The sequence below is a fragment of the Colwellia meonggei genome, from assembly GCF_057537295.1.
In genome coordinates this window covers 677,721-693,330 of the sequence record NZ_BAAJLZ010000001.1, presented here as the reverse complement: position 1 = coordinate 693,330, position 15,610 = coordinate 677,721, and the positions used below count along the sequence as shown (strand labels likewise).

Sequence of the window (15,610 nt, the reverse complement as noted above, 5' to 3'; positions counted from 1 at the left end):
GCTAGAAAATAACTCTTTAGTTAATTGCTAGTAATTCAACGTCAAAAATAAGCAATGATCCTGGTGGAATTTTTCCTGCAGCGTTATTACCATAACCAAGCTCTGCCGGAATAAACAAACGTGTCTTTTCACCTACAACCATCAACTGTAACCCTTCGGTCCAGCCTTTAATCACTTGCTTTAAGCCAAAACTAATGGGGTCGTTTCTTTCTACAGAGCTATCAAAGACCGTTCCGTCAAGCAAAGTACCATGATAATGCACTTTCACTTTCGAACTTGCACTTGGATGTACATCACCTTCACCAGCGGTTAATACCTGTAACTGCAAACCTGAAGCTGTTTCAATAACCCCTTCAACTTGCTTATTGGCCTGTAAAAATTCAGCCGCTTTTATCGCATTAACTTTGGCAGCTTCACGATTAGCATTATTGCGGACAAAAAAGCTAACAATTAAGCCAAGTACAATGATTAATATTATGTATTTAGTCACATTCATTCCTTACGATTATCTTTAAGTAATTACCTATTAGCTCAGCACAGAGCTACAAATAAATTCTTAGTTATTAATATTACTAACTTCATTATCTGTTAGCTGTCGACTCAAGCCAACAGGCAATTCATTATCAAGCTGCAATTTCCCAATCGCACTACGATGTAAAGCCATAACAGGATTACGAAAGCGCCCAAACATGCGTTTTATTTGATGATAACGCCCTTCAATGAGTTCTACTTCAGCTTGGTATTCAGAAATGATAGTAAGCTTGGCTGGTTTAGTGGTGATATCTTCATACTCAAAGTACATACCATTAGCAAAAGCATCAATATAGTCATCAGTCAGTTTATTCTCCAAAGTGACTACATAGCGCTTAGTGACTTTATTCATTGGCTGGGTAAGTTGCTCAGACCAACGGCTGTCATTGGTTAGTAACAGCAACCCGGAGGTGTTCAGATCAAGACGCCCTACAATATGCAATTGCGCTTTAAATGTATAATCTAGTAAATCTATAACTGTTTTATGTTGTTCATCTTTTGTCGCGCTAACAACACCAATAGGTTTATGCAACATAATATAGTGCGGTGTATTGGCTTGGACGATTTGACCATCAATAACAATATTAGAAAAACTCGTGATAATTTCATCTATATCACGAGCAATAACACCATCTACTAAGACCTTACCTTGCGCCAGCATAAGCCGCACATCACGACGGCTTATTTGACAATGCATAGCAATAAAGCGATCTAAGCGCGATTTACCTAACGACATATGCTTATTTATCTAAACACTAAATTAACTTGCTTCTTTAATAAGATGCACATCACGTTGTGGAAACGGTATTTTAATTTTAGCTTGCTCAAGTGCTAAATATATTTCTTTGTAAGCTTTATATTTTGCACTATATAAACTAGCCGTCGGCGTCCATAAGCGTATAGCTATAGTGATAGCACTATCAGCAAATTCATCTATACCAATTTGCGGTTTTCGAACATCACTAACTATGTCTAAGTTACCTAATGTCTCTTCTAACATAGCAACCACTTCTAACGGGTTTTCCGCATAATCTATACCGACACTTAACTCAAGTAGCGAATCATTTTTTGAATTATGTAGTACTTCACCGACGATGTGTTTATTAGGTATGGTAATTTCAACATTGTCTTCGTCTGACAATATTGTATAAGCCAATAACACTTCTTTTACTTGTCCAGTAACTCCTTGCACTGTGATGGTATCACCAACAACAAAAGGTCGAATAATAATAATATTAAAGCCAGCAGCATAGTTGGCTAATAAACCTTGTAGCGCTAAGCCAGCACCTAAAGAAATAGCACCAATAGCCGCAATAAATGGTGTAACGCTAATACCTAATTTACCCAACGCGATAATTGTAATCATTACCACAATCAGCATTTTGCTGGTATTCGCCAAAAATCGACTTAAAGTAACATCTAGTTTATGTCGCTCACAAAGGCGTAAAACAAGTTTTGCAATTTTTCCGGCAAAAATATAACCAATAATGAAAATAATGAATGCACCAACAAGTTGAAAACTATAGTTAGTAAAAAATTCAACAATCACATTATAAAAATGACTAACTTGATCAAGCTCGTCTTTTAGTAGGTTAGCCGGGTCCAAAGTTTTTGCAGCTTGTTCGGTGGTATTTTCACTGTTAGATTCAGCCATAAATTAATTCCATTTTGTGTTTTAGTTATCTTGATAGTGATATTAAGGAATTAAAGACAAAATTAACAATAATATTGATGTTATTTGGTGAATAAATTTAACGTAGGAATTTGCGAAATGAGTTGGACGTCCATGTCCGGCTCAGTGAGGAAAATGTTATTAGCGTTTAGCTAAAGTTATATCTGCAAGCTGATAACTAATCGTATGGTGTAATTCATTATCAATGTAAATTTCCATTTGATAATCGCCAGGTAAGTCATCAAAATCTGTACGCATAAATATCGCGCCACGTTTCTTAATAATCATTGCCTTGCCCATAACTTTCTTCAAACTACCACGCTCACTTTGTATTGGTACTATATGCACTGAGCTTAAATTAAATTGTTCATCGTCAGCACTGGTAACAACTAACCCATATAATGTGGTTTCAACACCATTAACGATTGGGATTTGGGTTGTTTTTTCAAATGCAATTGGCTCGCCAACATCGTTATGACGAATAACGCCAAAATCGAAAGAAAAGTTGCTTGTCGTCGCAGCTTCTGCTGCACCAAAAAATAGAGCAAAACACAGGGTCATTAGATTAGTTACTCTCATGATATATTCTCCTCAGTAGCGCGCTTTCTAAAACAAAGAAATAATGCAGGAATCGCAAATAAGCCTATTGTTCCTGGTTCAGGTACAGAAACAGCACCAGTAGGTTGAGAACCTTCTATTTCAGCGACAATTTTATTTTCTATCGCGGTTTGAAAATCATCAAAATTTCCTGGTGCAAGTAAAAATGGGCTTTCACCTGCAATTACATCATCTAAGTATTGATCAACAACATTTTGGTTAGTGGTAATAACGATACCATTTATGGTATCAACACCCGCATCAATGGCATTATCTGTCGCTACACTAGGTGAAACACCAGAGTTATTAGTACCATCTCCTGATATATCAATAATTTGCTCAAAGCCCTCAAAGCCGTTGTTTTCAAATAATGGGTAGGCATATTCAACAGCTTCACCAATGGCCGTCCAGCCAGAGAACGGTCGGGCAATCGCACCAATACTAGCAGCTAAGGTATCAGCACTTCCTTCGCTATCTACTAACGTCCAATCAATCATTACACTTTGTTGATTAGGTCCAGACCACATAATAAGTTGAACCGCAATTTGCCCTTCAGAGCCATTAATAATGGCATTTTGCACATTATCGCTTTCAAAAGCGGCTTGATAACCTTGAAGTTGTAAATCATATTCTTGCGTATTGATACTACCTGATATATCGACCAGCAGCTGCAATTCAATATCAACTTGAGTGACACTGTATGCAGCGCTACTCGTTGACAACAAGATAGCAGCAGTTGCTACCTTCAAATAATTAATTCGCATACATTACTCCTCACGCTTTCTTGTCTTTGTATTGACAAAAATATTAATAAAATTTCATTCACGAAAACTATTGCAGTTTCCTTGCCTAAAATTTTATTGTTTTTTATCAACAAGTTAACAGCACTGTGTATTTAGAGCTTGCATAATGCGGTTATCACCATTGCAATTTGCAAAGCGTTATCCATTAAAAACCTCACTAAAAAACCTATCTATCTGAAATTTAACGAATAAATATATGGCAGAGCATTTGCAATGTTTGATAGACAAAGTTCAAATGCAAGAAAAGTGTGAGGAGAACGTTATGAGTGGTTATTATAGAAAGGAAAGATATAGTCGCCGAACTAGTTCATTTACCGAGTCTTTAATAAAAGTGACTATATTAGTTATTTTTACACTGTCATTAGGTGGAATTGCGGCATTACAATGGAAAAAAGCCAGTTCTTTCAGTGCTAGACTAGATGACAAAAGCTTATTACTAGCGAAAGCAGAAAATGAGCTAGAAATACTAAGAACACTTAACCCTTATCATGTCGGCAGTAATGAAGTGTTAGCACAAGCCGTCAATAAGGCTGATCTATTTCCAGGTTGGATAACTCGTGTTTACCCGTTACCTTCAAGTGTTGAACAGGCAGCTTATAGCAATGATGTAGGCTCATTTGTTATGAATGAAACACGCTTTTCACTAGCAAGCCATAAAAGCTACGGCATTGCTCAACCAAGTAAAAGCATGTATCGCCTAAATGGCTTATTCCCTAATCGTACTAAAGGACGTTTACAAGTTGGCGTTGAGTTTTATGTTAAAAATCAAGCAATGACGGCTAAATCAGACACTATGTCAAAAATTAGTTCTTGTTATGCACGCATTGACATGAATAACAAACGGGTAATTGATAGAAAAATTCATTTAATGACTCGCTTTGAATCAGAGCAAGTTTTGACCGGTTCATTAGAGTTAAATAAAGGCTTATTTCCAATTAGCGCGATACTTTACTGTGATAGAAAATCAGAAATAAATGGCAGTGATATTGAGGTTTCAATTTCGTTTAGAACACCTCAACAACATAACTTAAGTACAAGCCGCTATGATATTTTTCATATTTATAGTCCGAAAAATATTGTCGCAAAACTTTAGTAGAACCGGTGGTTAAACACTCAGTCACAAATTAGCTATAGGAAATTTAAGCGTAAACGTACACCCTTGCTCTGGTTGTGAGTTTACGCTTATCATCGCATCATGTTTCTCTACGATAGCATAGGAAACCGATAACCCTAATCCTGTACCTTCACTTTCATTTTTAGTGGTATAGAAAGGCTCAAACAAATGGCGCATGACTGAAGCATCCATACCGCAACCTGTATCATGAACATTAACCTCGATATAATTACTTACGACAGCACTGTCAATTCTCAACTCTCCACTTTCATTCATCGCTTGGGCAGCATTAACGAATAAATTAACAAATACCTGCTGTAATTGACCATAATTCCCTTGGATTATTGGTAAATTATCCGACAAATTTCTAATTATTTCATGGTCATACTTGAGCTTATTCCATACAATTTTTAATGCACTATCGATAACATCATTAATAACAACATCAGAAAACTCATCTTGCTCTTTACGGGAAAAGGTTTTCAAACTTGCAACAATTTCAGTAACACGCTCAACTCCCGTAATACAAGCATTTAGTAATTCATTAATGTCTTCACGAGCAAATGACAACTCACGGTTATTTTCAAGCTGTGTTACAAGTTTTTCAGGTAATTGTGCAAAGGTGTTTTCGTAAATATTTAAGTAGTCCTGTAAGACATGTAAATTACTCGAAATATAACCAATTGGATTGTTGATCTCATGAGCAACTCCAGCGGCAAGTTGGCCAAGCGAACTCATTTTTTCACTGTGTGCTAATTGTTGCTGTGTGCTTTTTAGTTCATCAACAGTATTACGTAAGTCTCGGTAATTATAGGCAAGCTCTATTTTAGTCATACGCCGCTTAATTGCTGACGTAAATTGTTGCGCGGCGATATCTAAAGTTTGTTTAAAATCATCGCTATAGCAAAAATGACTAATATCAAACAAGATTAATCGACGTTCTTTTTCACTAACTTTAACCAATAGATACAACACAGTGTCATTAACAAATAAATTGGAATAGGTGGGACGTTTATCGGAATCCTTATACTCAAAACGGTGCCATATCGACTCATTTGTTGCCAGCATGGGTTTAATTGGCGCTTCATATTCTTTTTGCCAAGTTAAGCTTTGCCAAGATTCACCAATCTCACGTAATGACCAAATTGCATGGTTTGAATCATGATTGATACGCATAACAACCACAGAACAATTATCTAGCAATCTAGCTACATTTTCCGAAAACTGCTGAAAAGACTCATCAATACTTTTGTCTAACAATAGTTCTTGTGTCAGGCTCGCTAAAAATTGCAACTGAACTTGTCGGCTGGTAGCTTTTTCATATGAGTCAAAAAACTCTTTATTTTCAGCTAGGGTTACCTGTGCTTTTTGATCTAGTTTTGCCTCCAACTTCTTCTTGGCATTACGTTCTCTAATCAGAGCTTTTTCAAGTAATGCGACCTTTTCTTCGACAGCAATATTTAAACTTCTACTCGGATCAGACAATGATCATCTCCCTTGCACATACATTTGCTTTGGCTTATTGATGCTTTTTGATTAAAGTGCGTTGCCGCTCCTAGAATCAAACCTTCAGCAAAATGGCACATTTTTCGATGAGACATATAACGCACCACAAGTAAGTTATCCTGTGGTTGGTCATAAAGTAATGTAGGTGTATATGCTAATGGGTCACTTTTTTGCACTTCAATATGAATAACATTATCAACCGCCCGCATAAAGTCGAATAAATTGTCTATGTCTTTGACCAAAGAAATACCCAGTGACATTAATACTGGAAAAAAATGCTCACCGTAACCTCGAAGAAGATGCTCTCGGTCTGAGTCAACTATGGCTGATAAAGCATCAATAATAATATTAAATTCACTATCATCGTATAGCTCAGTCGCTAAATATTCACCATTAGATGAAAGCTCGCAATTATCGAGCGCTTTAAGCCACGCAGTTAAACCAAACTCCTGTTCGGTATATTCTGCAAAGCCGGTAAAAATAGCACCTTTCATTAGTTAATAGTCCTTAAAAACTTCACATAGTGTTAACTATAATGCTAGCATGAGTTTATGCAACTAATTCATCTTTAACTATATTTTTTTAGGATTAAGAAATGTTACCGTCAGTTTTACTGCTAGATGATGAACAAGAAGTACTTAACGCGTTAAAGCGTGTGCTGCGTATTGATTATCAAGTGCATGCCTTCACAGACGCTAACGAGGCATTAGAGTTTTTTCAACGTACACCTACACAAATTGTCATTTCTGATATGAAAATGCCACAAATTAACGGGGCAGAATTCTTAAGCCATATTGTTAAAATAAATAGCCGCAGTAGACGCGTAGTGCTGACCGGTTATGCGGATACAGAGTTAGCGAAACAAGCAATAAACGATGGAAAAATTTCAGCCTACTTAAATAAGCCTTGGAATAACGATGAGCTAAAAAAAACATTAGCGAACCTTATTAATGAGCTGAAAGATGAAAATAAAAAGCTTGCTGTGGTTAAAAGCTTAAAGCTTGATAATCAAAGACTATCAGCAAACCAAGCATCAATGACAAAAGTCAGCCGCTTTATCCAAAGTAGCCATGACGATATTGTTAACCAAAGTCAAAAGCTGTCTTCACTTAACAATGAACTCCTCCAGTTAAGTGCGAATTTAGTCGCCATGCAAACCCACGACACATCAGGTCATACATTCCGAATTGCCCAACAGGGCAAAATGCTAGCTAATAGGCTCAAGTTAAAGGAACCACATCGTGTACACGTATATTTGGCTGGCTTATTTTATCGTATAGGTATAAGTAGTTTACCACCCTCGCTAGCGGCTTTACCTTTGCACAAAATGTCAGCTCAAGAAAAGCTTAGTTGGATGAAGTTCCCACAAGTTAGTGCAGATATTTTAGCCTCTGTAGCATCCTTAGCACCTTGTGCTAAAGTGGTACGACATATTTATGAACATGTTGATGGCTCAGGGATTCCCATGCACCTTAGTCATGAAGATATTCCAATGACGTCACGAATTTTATCAATCGTTACTCATTTTGACTTGTTAATATCTGGAAAAATTACCGAGCGAAACATTAGCCCACAAGAAGCTATTATCGTTATGAAAAAAAGCCTGGGTAGCTTATTCGACAATCATGTTTTTAGTCACTTTATTGCGATGCTTTCAGCGCCATTAACCACTGAAAACCTAGAAATAGCGAAAGGCATAACAGAACTTGAGCCAGGAATGATCCTCGCACAAGATATAGTAAACCATGAACAACATAAGCTGTTAAATGAAAAAACAGTATTATCACAAGGACATATTGATAGTTTAACCAAGCACCAAGAGCATACAGAGAAAGTACTTATTGCCTATATATTGCATAAGGGTGAGCAAGAAAATGATACTCAAAAAAGTGAAGGAGCAACTAACTAATGGAAATTGTAGATATTCGCCCTTTAGTCGTTATTGTAGATGACGAGCAAGAAATACTCTCGGCAATAAAACGGACCTTAATGCGTGTTGATGTGCGCATTGAAGCTTTTACTTCACCTAGATTGGCATTAGAGTTTATTTGTGAGAACCAACCCGCATTAGTCATATCAGATCAACGCATGCCTGATATTACGGGTGATAAACTTTTATCCGAAATCAAACAGTTATGGCCTGAGACTAAACGTATTATGTTGAGTGCTTATGAAGATTTCGACTCAGTATCGGCGGGATTTAATCAAGCTATTATTGATAAGTTTATGTCAAAGCCTTGGAAGAATTCAGAATTGGTTATGCTGATACAAGACAGTATCGATAATAATAGCAAATCGCCAAATAAGAGCTTAGTTAATAAATCAATTGTCGGTGAAAGTACAAAAATAAAACAGTTAATTGATAATATTAGTATTGCCGCAGGCGCAAATGTGCCGATTTACATCCATGGGGAAACAGGTACAGGTAAAGAGCTAGTTGCTAAAGCTTGTCATCAATCTGGCTGTAAACGAGAAGGCAACTTTGTCGCAGTTAATTGTGCCAATTTTTCAGAAACATTAATTGAGTCACAACTTTATGGTCATAAAAAAGGCGCTTTTACCGGGGCTGTTAGCGATCAAGAAGGTCTTTTTGCTCAAAGTCATGGTGGCACTATATTCCTCGATGAAGTCACAACTTTACCTATGCCGCTACAGGCAAAGTTATTGCGTGTTATCCAAGAACGTGAATTTACCGCTTTAGGCGATACAAAATTAATAAAATTTGATGCGCAAATCGTTGCCGCATCATCTATTAAATTGAGCGAAGCTGTTAATAGTGGTGAGTTCAGAGAAGATCTTTATTATCGTTTGAATGTTATTCCATTAAATTTGCCACCACTACGTGAACGCGAGCAAGACGCTTTTATCTTAGCTAAGCACTTTTTAGAAAAATATAATCAACAACAACAAAAGCAGTTTGCAGCTTTTAGCGAAAGCGCCCGTGATTTTATTATTTCATATCCTTGGCCAGGCAATGTTAGGCAGCTAGAAAATACTATTCATAGCGCATGTATTATGAACCGCGGCAAGGAAATAACCTTGCCTATGCTGCAATCATTACTTGCTGAGCAGCTTCATATAAAAGAAGCCTCGGGTAATAATAGCCTTGGAAATATCACAATTACACCTGAATTAGACGCAACTGCCCAAGAAACTAACTCAACAATTATTCCACTTGAGCAAGTAGAGAAAAATGCCATCGAAAATGCTATCGACCAATGTAATGGAAACATCACCAAAGCCGCAGCTTTATTAGAGGTTAACCCTTCAACAATTTACCGAAAAATGCAAAAGTGGTCGTAATTACTTTATAGCTTTGCCTTACTAAACCTCGAATAATTGGCAATTAGTAGTTGCCTAGTTAATAACATTGACGCTAGAATCTAGCCTCGTTTAGCATAACTAAACGTATTGACTTGTCGGAGTGCCATAGGGCTGAGATCGCGAAAGCGGGATCCGTAGAACCTGATTAGATTAACATCTGCGAAGGGAACAAGTGGGCAACGCTTAAGCAATATCATCATTGTTAATAGTTTTGCTCCTCGTTACTACCCCAATATAGCTCCGCCTAACTTTTATTTATAAAAACAGGTGAGAGACCATGAGTTCAATTTCTAGACGCGAACGTCGCGACCAAGCAGCAGATTTTTTAAAAAATGTTGCTGATCAATCATTTCCAAATTCAAAAAAAGTTTATGTATCCGGACAAATTCACAACATTCGTGTGGGCATGCGAGAAATATCTTTATCTGACACCTTAGTCAGCGGCAGTAAAGATAATGCAGTTTACGAAAAAAATGCCCCGTTATGTGTATACGATACTTCAGGTTTCTATACTGACGACAACATTGAAATAGACGTTCACAAAGGTATTCCACGTTTGCGCGATAACTGGATTGAAGCCCGCGCTGATGTCGAATTTTTAGCGGAAAAAACCTCTAGCTATAGCCAACAACGTTTAGCTGATGAAGGCTTAGATCATATCCGTTTTGAGTACTTACCTAAAGTTCGCAAAGCAAAATCTGGGAAAAATGTTACCCAAATGCACTATGCTCGCCAAGGCATTATCACGCCAGAAATGGAATATATCGCGATTCGTGAAAACTTAAAACGCCAAGAAGTAAAAGATGAAATATTGCTACAACAGCACCAAGGACAATCATTTGGCGCCAATATTCCAGAGCAAATAACGGCTGAATTTGTCCGTGACGAAGTTGCCCGTGGCCGAGCAATTATTCCTGCCAACATTAATCATCCAGAATCTGAGCCGATGATCATAGGTCGCAATTTTCTAATTAAGGTAAACGCGAATATAGGAAACTCTGCGGTTACGTCCTCCATTGAAGAAGAGGTAGAAAAGCTTGTTTGGTCAACAAAGTGGGGAGCCGATACGGTAATGGACTTATCAACCGGCCGCTATATTCATGAAACACGTGAGTGGATCATTCGCAATTCACCAGTACCTATTGGCACTGTGCCAATTTACCAAGCATTAGAAAAAGTAAACGGCATTGCCGAAAACCTTACATGGGAAATTTTCCGCGATACCTTAATCGAGCAGGCAGAACAAGGTGTTGACTACTTCACCATTCACGCAGGCGTATTGCTGCGATATGTCCCTATGACCGCAAACCGTGTTACAGGCATAGTTTCGCGCGGCGGTTCAATTATGGCAAAGTGGTGTTTAGCGCATCACAAAGAAAACTTTTTATATACCCACTTTGAAGATATTTGTGAAATCCTCAAAGCTTACGATGTTTCGTTTTCATTAGGTGATGGCTTACGCCCTGGTTCTGTTGCTGATGCTAACGACGAAGCTCAATTCTCAGAGTTAAGAACATTGGGTGAATTAACTAAAATTGCATGGCAGCATGATGTTCAAACAATTATTGAAGGCCCAGGGCATGTACCATTGCATATGGTACAAAAGAATATGACTGAGCAGCTTAAACATTGTGGCGAAGCACCATTTTATACTTTAGGGCCATTAACCACTGATATTGCTCCTGGCTATGATCATATTACCTCAGGTATTGGTGCGGCAAATATTGGTTGGTATGGCTGTGCAATGCTTTGTTATGTCACACCTAAAGAGCACTTAGGCTTGCCAAACAAAGAAGACGTAAAAGAAGGCTTGATGACCTACAAAATTGCGGCTCATGCTGGAGATTTAGCCAAGGGACACCCTGGCGCACAAATACGAGATAATGCCATGTCAAAGGCCCGCTTTGAATTTCGTTGGTATGATCAATTTAATATTGGTTTAGATCCTGAACGCGCACGTGCATATCATGATGAAACGTTGCCACAAGAGTCGGGTAAAGTAGCCCACTTTTGCTCGATGTGCGGTCCGAAATTTTGTTCAATGAAAATATCTCAAGAAGTTCGCGACTATGCCGCTGGGCTAGACAACGTGAATAACGAGCAAGCAATTGAAATCAAACTGCTAGATGAAACAGTTACCATTTCAGCGCAAGGTATGGCGAAGAAATCACAAGAATTTAAAGCCAGCGGCAGTGAAATTTATCATAGTGTTGAAAAAGCGACTGTGAAATAGCGACGGGTAACTTACTCAATGCCTTCCATCGCAATAATCGGCGCAGGAATAATGGGACGCTTGGTAGCTTTGTCGTTAAACAGACAAGGCTATCAAGTAACATTATTTGATAAAGACGATAAAAACGGTCAGCAAAGTGCTGCTTATGCTGCTGCAGGCTTATTAACGCCTCTCGGCGAAGCAATGCATTGCCCAAGTAACATAGTTGCTATGGGCTTTGCTTCGTTACAGCTATGGCCAGAGTTACTGACGAGCTTATCTGGTTATAACTTTTTTCAGCAAACGGGTGCGTTAGTTGTTAGTCATGAGCAAGACATTGGCGATTACCAACGTCTAAAACGCTTTTTGGCCAACAATTATCGGCAACATCAACAACAACAGTTAAACCGTCAACAACTATCAGCCCTTGAACCTGAGCTTGCACGCCGCTTCTCACAAGCGCTATTTTTACCTGAAGAAGGACAAATTGGAAACCGTAAACTGCTACTAGCATTAAAGCAGCAGTTATTAGCAGAAGGTGTGAACTGGCATTGTAAAACCACAGTGATTGGTATTGAGCATGATCATCTTCCAAAGAAGGGAAAGCTAACCTTCAAGTCAGAAAGTTCTATTGAAAGTGCTATTGATAGTGCTATTGAATCAACACAGATATTTGACTTAATGATTGACTGTCGAGGCACTGGTGCAATGTCATCGTTAGACATCAATCAATATGAAAATGCTGCGTTTAAAGATTTACGGGCGGTACGTGGTGAGCTTTTTCAACTATTTGCACCAGATGTAAATATTTCTAGACCTGTCAGGCTTATGCATCCGCGCTACCAGCTTTATATTGCACCAAAAGGCAAAGGTCATTTTGTTGTTGGTGCTACTGAAATTGAAAGTGCCGATACTAACCCGATGACAGTGCGCTCGGCCATGGAACTATTAAGTGCCGCATATAGCATTCACCCAGGGTTTGCCGAAGCTAATATTCGCCAGCATGTCAGTCAACTTCGCCCTGCTTTTAATGATAATCAGCCAAAAATAATCTCGAATGGCAATTTAATACAGGTGAATGGCTTATATCGTCATGGCTTTTTAATTGCTCCGGTGGTGCTATCTCAAGTTCAAGAGCATGTAGACCACTTGCTGCGACCAACAAACCAAGTGAGAAGTACTTACCAATACTCGCATTTACTACCAATTACCAATGTGGCAACTAATTAATGATTTGTCATGGTTTAATCAAAAGAGACATAACATGAAAATTTACCTTAACGGCACTGAGCTTGAGATAAGTCATTTGACTCAACCCGTTTGTATTAAGCAAGTGCTCTCACATGCATTAGCAGAAAAGAAACAGCAACAAAGTTATGCACTAGCACTCAACGGCGAGTTTATCGGCAAAGGCGATTACACCTCTACTGAGGTTAAAGAGAGCGATAGCATTGACATACTATTTCCAATTGTTGGAGGTTAAATTATGGCACTGAACCTTTACGGCCAGCACCTTGATAGTCGATTACTGATTGGCTCGGCACTTTATCCTTCTCCAGAGGTAATGAAGCAAGCAATACTGACAAGCGGATCACAAGTAGTCACGTTATCACTTAAACGCCAAAATCCACATGAACAATCAGGCGAAAAAATCTGGGCTTACATTCGAGAGGTTGTTAAACAGAATCAAGGGTTTCTCCTGCCCAACACAGCTGGATGTAAATATGCTAAAGAGGCCGTGACACTAGCGAAAATGAGCCGAGAACTCTTTCAAACCGACTGGATAAAGCTGGAAGTTATTGGCGATGACTATAATTTACAGCCCGATCCAATTGAATTACTTACGGCCGCAGAGCAACTATTAGCTGATGGCTTTAAAGTATTACCTTACTGCACGGACGATCTCGTTATTTGCCAACGTCTATATGATTTAGGCTGCCAAGTGATCATGCCGTGGGCATCGCCAATAGGCACTGGTAAGGGGTTAATGAATCCATATAATTTAGCCAGCATACGCTTGCGCTTACCTGATGCCACGTTGATACTCGATGCCGGTATTGGTAAACCGTCAGATGCTTGCCTTGCCATGGAAATGGGTTTTGATGCTGTGCTTCTTAACAGTGCCATTGCCCTTGCAGATAACCCTGTATTGATGGCAAAAGCTTTTGCGCAAGCAATTAGTGCAGGTGAGTCAGCATACATAGCTGGCACTATGTCTGAACGTCAAACTGCACATCCTAGTACTCCAACTTTAGACTCTCCCTTTTGGCATCATCCAGAGAACAGCTAATGACAAGATTTAAAGCTAAAAGCCCATCTAAAAAACAGAAACCTATTCTTTGGACGATTTCGGGTGCTGATTGCTCGGGTGGTGCCGGCATAGCAGCGGATATTAAAACGGGTCATAATCTAAATGTCGAGGTATGCCATTTAATTACCGCTAATACGGTACAAAATTCCACCAAGCTTTTTTCAATTAACTCAACACCAATAAAAATATTAACTGAACAAGCACATGCGTTGCGCTTTGATAAGCCGCCAACAGTCATAAAAATAGGTTTACTAGCTAATAACGAACAGATTATATGGCTAACAGCACTACTATCAGAACTTAAACAGCAATTAACTAACTTAGTGACAGTTTATGACCCTGTTGGTCAAGCCAGTGTTGGTGGTAAGTTATCCACTTTATCACAATCCGATCTCAAGCCTTTATTACCATTAATTGATGTGATTACACCTAACCTTAACGAAGCCGAAAAATTGAGTGAGTTGCGAGATATAAAGACTGACCAAAGCGCTGCTGACAACATACTAGCATTAGGCTGTAACGCGGTAATTATTAAAGGTGGACATAACCTAGCTAGCTCAAACTGCATTGATGTATGCTGGCAAAAAACAGCAACGGGTGCAGTTCAAAAGTATCAATTACAATCAGCGAAAATAGCAACTAATGATAGCCATGGTGGAGGCTGTAGCTTCGCAACGGCTTTAGCAAGTTTTCTAGCACACGGTTATTTACTTCGTGATGCCTTCACGCTAACAAAAGCATTTATCAACCAAGGTTTATCAACAAATGTTAATAACACCGTTTCAAATAGTACTGACACTTCAGCTGAGTATTATGGCGCTTTCGAACAAGGACGCTGGCCCAATGAACCAAGCCATTTTCCATTAGTTGTAAGTTCACACAGTCATAACTTACTTAGCAGCAGTAACTTCCCTACTTTAGGTCTAACCGCGAAAGAAAGACTCGGATTATATCCAGTTATTGATTCACTCGAATGGCTAGAGCGCCTACTACCACTAAATTTTAAGATTATTCAGTTACGTATCAAGAACATGTCAGATACAGAGCTAGAGCCCATTATTGAAAAAGCAGTAGCATTAGCTCGCGATTATAATTGTCGATTATTTATTAATGATCACTGGCAGTTAGCAATCAAGTATCACGCGTACGGTGTTCATATTGGCCAAGAAGATTTAGCCGACGCTAATTTGCAAGCGATTGCAAACGCGGGGTTACGATTGGGGATCAGCACCCACGGCTGTTATGAATTCTTATTGGCAAAGCAGCTACAGCCTTCTTACCTTGCTATTGGGGCAATATTTCCTACCAAAACTAAAGATATGACAGGGCAAATTCAAGGAATAGAAAATTTACAACATATATTGGCGTTATCAAGCGATATTCCCGTTGTCGCAATTGGCGGAATTAACGAAGCACGGCTACCGCAAGTATGGCAAACAGGCGTCAGCAGTATTGCCGTGGTAACAGCAATAACAGAGGCTGAGCAACCTATTACAGCCGTCAAGGCATTGCAAAAATTAGTTTCGAGTTAACCTAGAGT

The 15,610-nt window shown here is 38.8% G+C and carries 15 protein-coding genes and 1 riboswitch; of the genes, 8 read left to right on the top strand and 7 right to left on the bottom strand.

The features are described 5' to 3' along the window. Nucleotides 1-16: 16 nt before the first annotated feature. The 5 genes from bamJ to AC27E9_RS03065 all read right to left on the bottom strand — a co-directional run bounded on the left by bamJ (nucleotide 17) and on the right by AC27E9_RS03065 (nucleotide 3,564). Nucleotides 17-496, bottom strand: a complete 480-nt coding sequence (gene bamJ, locus AC27E9_RS03085) for a BamJ family beta-barrel-assembly machinery protein (protein ID WP_487127148.1) — start codon at nucleotides 494-496, stop codon at nucleotides 17-19. Nucleotides 497-556: 60 nt separating this feature from the next. Next, nucleotides 557-1,267: a pseudouridine synthase gene (locus tag AC27E9_RS03080; protein WP_487127146.1), complete on the bottom strand. Its 711-nt coding sequence runs from the start codon at nucleotides 1,265-1,267 to the stop codon at nucleotides 557-559. 24 nt (nucleotides 1,268-1,291) lie between these two features. Next, the gene (locus AC27E9_RS03075) at nucleotides 1,292-2,185 is read right to left on the bottom strand and encodes a mechanosensitive ion channel family protein (protein WP_487127144.1); all 894 of its coding nucleotides are present in this window, start codon (nucleotides 2,183-2,185) and stop codon (nucleotides 1,292-1,294) included. Nucleotides 2,186-2,344: 159 nt separating this feature from the next. After that, nucleotides 2,345-2,782 (bottom strand): hypothetical protein, encoded by a 438-nt coding sequence (locus AC27E9_RS03070; protein ID WP_487127143.1) that lies wholly within the window; start codon nucleotides 2,780-2,782, stop codon nucleotides 2,345-2,347. Next, nucleotides 2,779-3,564: a DUF1194 domain-containing protein gene (locus tag AC27E9_RS03065; protein ID WP_487127141.1), complete on the bottom strand. Its 786-nt coding sequence runs from the start codon at nucleotides 3,562-3,564 to the stop codon at nucleotides 2,779-2,781. Before AC27E9_RS03065 ends, AC27E9_RS03070 begins: the two co-directional genes overlap by 4 nt. Before the next feature lie 301 nt (nucleotides 3,565-3,865). Here AC27E9_RS03065 and AC27E9_RS03060 point away from each other — a divergent pair, with 301 nt between their 5' ends. Further along, complete coding sequence (locus AC27E9_RS03060; RefSeq protein ID WP_487127139.1) at nucleotides 3,866-4,696, top strand: hypothetical protein; 831 nt, start codon at nucleotides 3,866-3,868, stop codon at nucleotides 4,694-4,696. Nucleotides 4,697-4,720: 24 nt separating this feature from the next. Here AC27E9_RS03060 and AC27E9_RS03055 read toward each other — a convergent pair whose 3' ends face one another. Further along, nucleotides 4,721-6,202, bottom strand: coding sequence for a sensor histidine kinase (locus tag AC27E9_RS03055; RefSeq protein WP_487127137.1), 1,482 nt, complete (start codon nucleotides 6,200-6,202; stop codon nucleotides 4,721-4,723). Beyond that, the gene (locus AC27E9_RS03050; RefSeq protein WP_487127135.1) at nucleotides 6,178-6,717 is read right to left on the bottom strand and encodes a heme NO-binding domain-containing protein; all 540 of its coding nucleotides are present in this window, start codon (nucleotides 6,715-6,717) and stop codon (nucleotides 6,178-6,180) included. Before AC27E9_RS03050 ends, AC27E9_RS03055 begins: the two co-directional genes overlap by 25 nt. A gap of 101 nt (nucleotides 6,718-6,818) precedes the next feature. Between AC27E9_RS03050 and AC27E9_RS03045 the strand changes: the two genes are divergently transcribed. The 7 genes from AC27E9_RS03045 (at nucleotide 6,819) to thiE (ending at nucleotide 15,602) form a co-directional block, all read left to right on the top strand. Beyond that, nucleotides 6,819-8,132, top strand: coding sequence for an HD domain-containing phosphohydrolase (locus AC27E9_RS03045; RefSeq protein WP_487127134.1), 1,314 nt, complete (start codon nucleotides 6,819-6,821; stop codon nucleotides 8,130-8,132). After that, entirely contained in the window at nucleotides 8,132-9,526 is a 1,395-nt protein-coding gene (locus tag AC27E9_RS03040; RefSeq protein ID WP_487127132.1) for a sigma-54-dependent transcriptional regulator, read from the top strand. Before AC27E9_RS03045 ends, AC27E9_RS03040 begins: the two co-directional genes overlap by 1 nt. A 107-nt stretch (nucleotides 9,527-9,633) precedes the next feature. Beyond that, a riboswitch (TPP riboswitch) is annotated at nucleotides 9,634-9,732 on the top strand. Between the two features lie 92 nt (nucleotides 9,733-9,824). Continuing rightward, nucleotides 9,825-11,780: a phosphomethylpyrimidine synthase ThiC gene (gene thiC, locus AC27E9_RS03035; RefSeq protein WP_487127130.1), complete on the top strand. Its 1,956-nt coding sequence runs from the start codon at nucleotides 9,825-9,827 to the stop codon at nucleotides 11,778-11,780. Nucleotides 11,781-11,798: 18 nt separating this feature from the next. Next, nucleotides 11,799-12,989 carry an FAD-dependent oxidoreductase gene (locus AC27E9_RS03030; protein WP_487127129.1) on the top strand — a complete coding sequence of 397 codons (1,191 nt, stop codon included), beginning with the start codon at nucleotides 11,799-11,801 and terminating at the stop codon, nucleotides 12,987-12,989. Between the two features lie 34 nt (nucleotides 12,990-13,023). Beyond that, nucleotides 13,024-13,242 carry a sulfur carrier protein ThiS gene (thiS, locus tag AC27E9_RS03025; RefSeq protein ID WP_487127127.1) on the top strand — a complete coding sequence of 73 codons (219 nt, stop codon included), beginning with the start codon at nucleotides 13,024-13,026 and terminating at the stop codon, nucleotides 13,240-13,242. Nucleotides 13,243-13,245: 3 nt separating this feature from the next. Next, nucleotides 13,246-14,049 (top strand): thiazole synthase, encoded by an 804-nt coding sequence (locus AC27E9_RS03020; RefSeq protein WP_487127125.1) that lies wholly within the window; start codon nucleotides 13,246-13,248, stop codon nucleotides 14,047-14,049. Next, a complete protein-coding gene (gene thiE / locus AC27E9_RS03015) occupies nucleotides 14,049-15,602 on the top strand; it encodes a thiamine phosphate synthase (RefSeq protein WP_487127123.1) in 1,554 nt (517 codons plus the stop codon). Before AC27E9_RS03020 ends, thiE begins: the two co-directional genes overlap by 1 nt. Nucleotides 15,603-15,610: the final 8 nt, after the last annotated feature.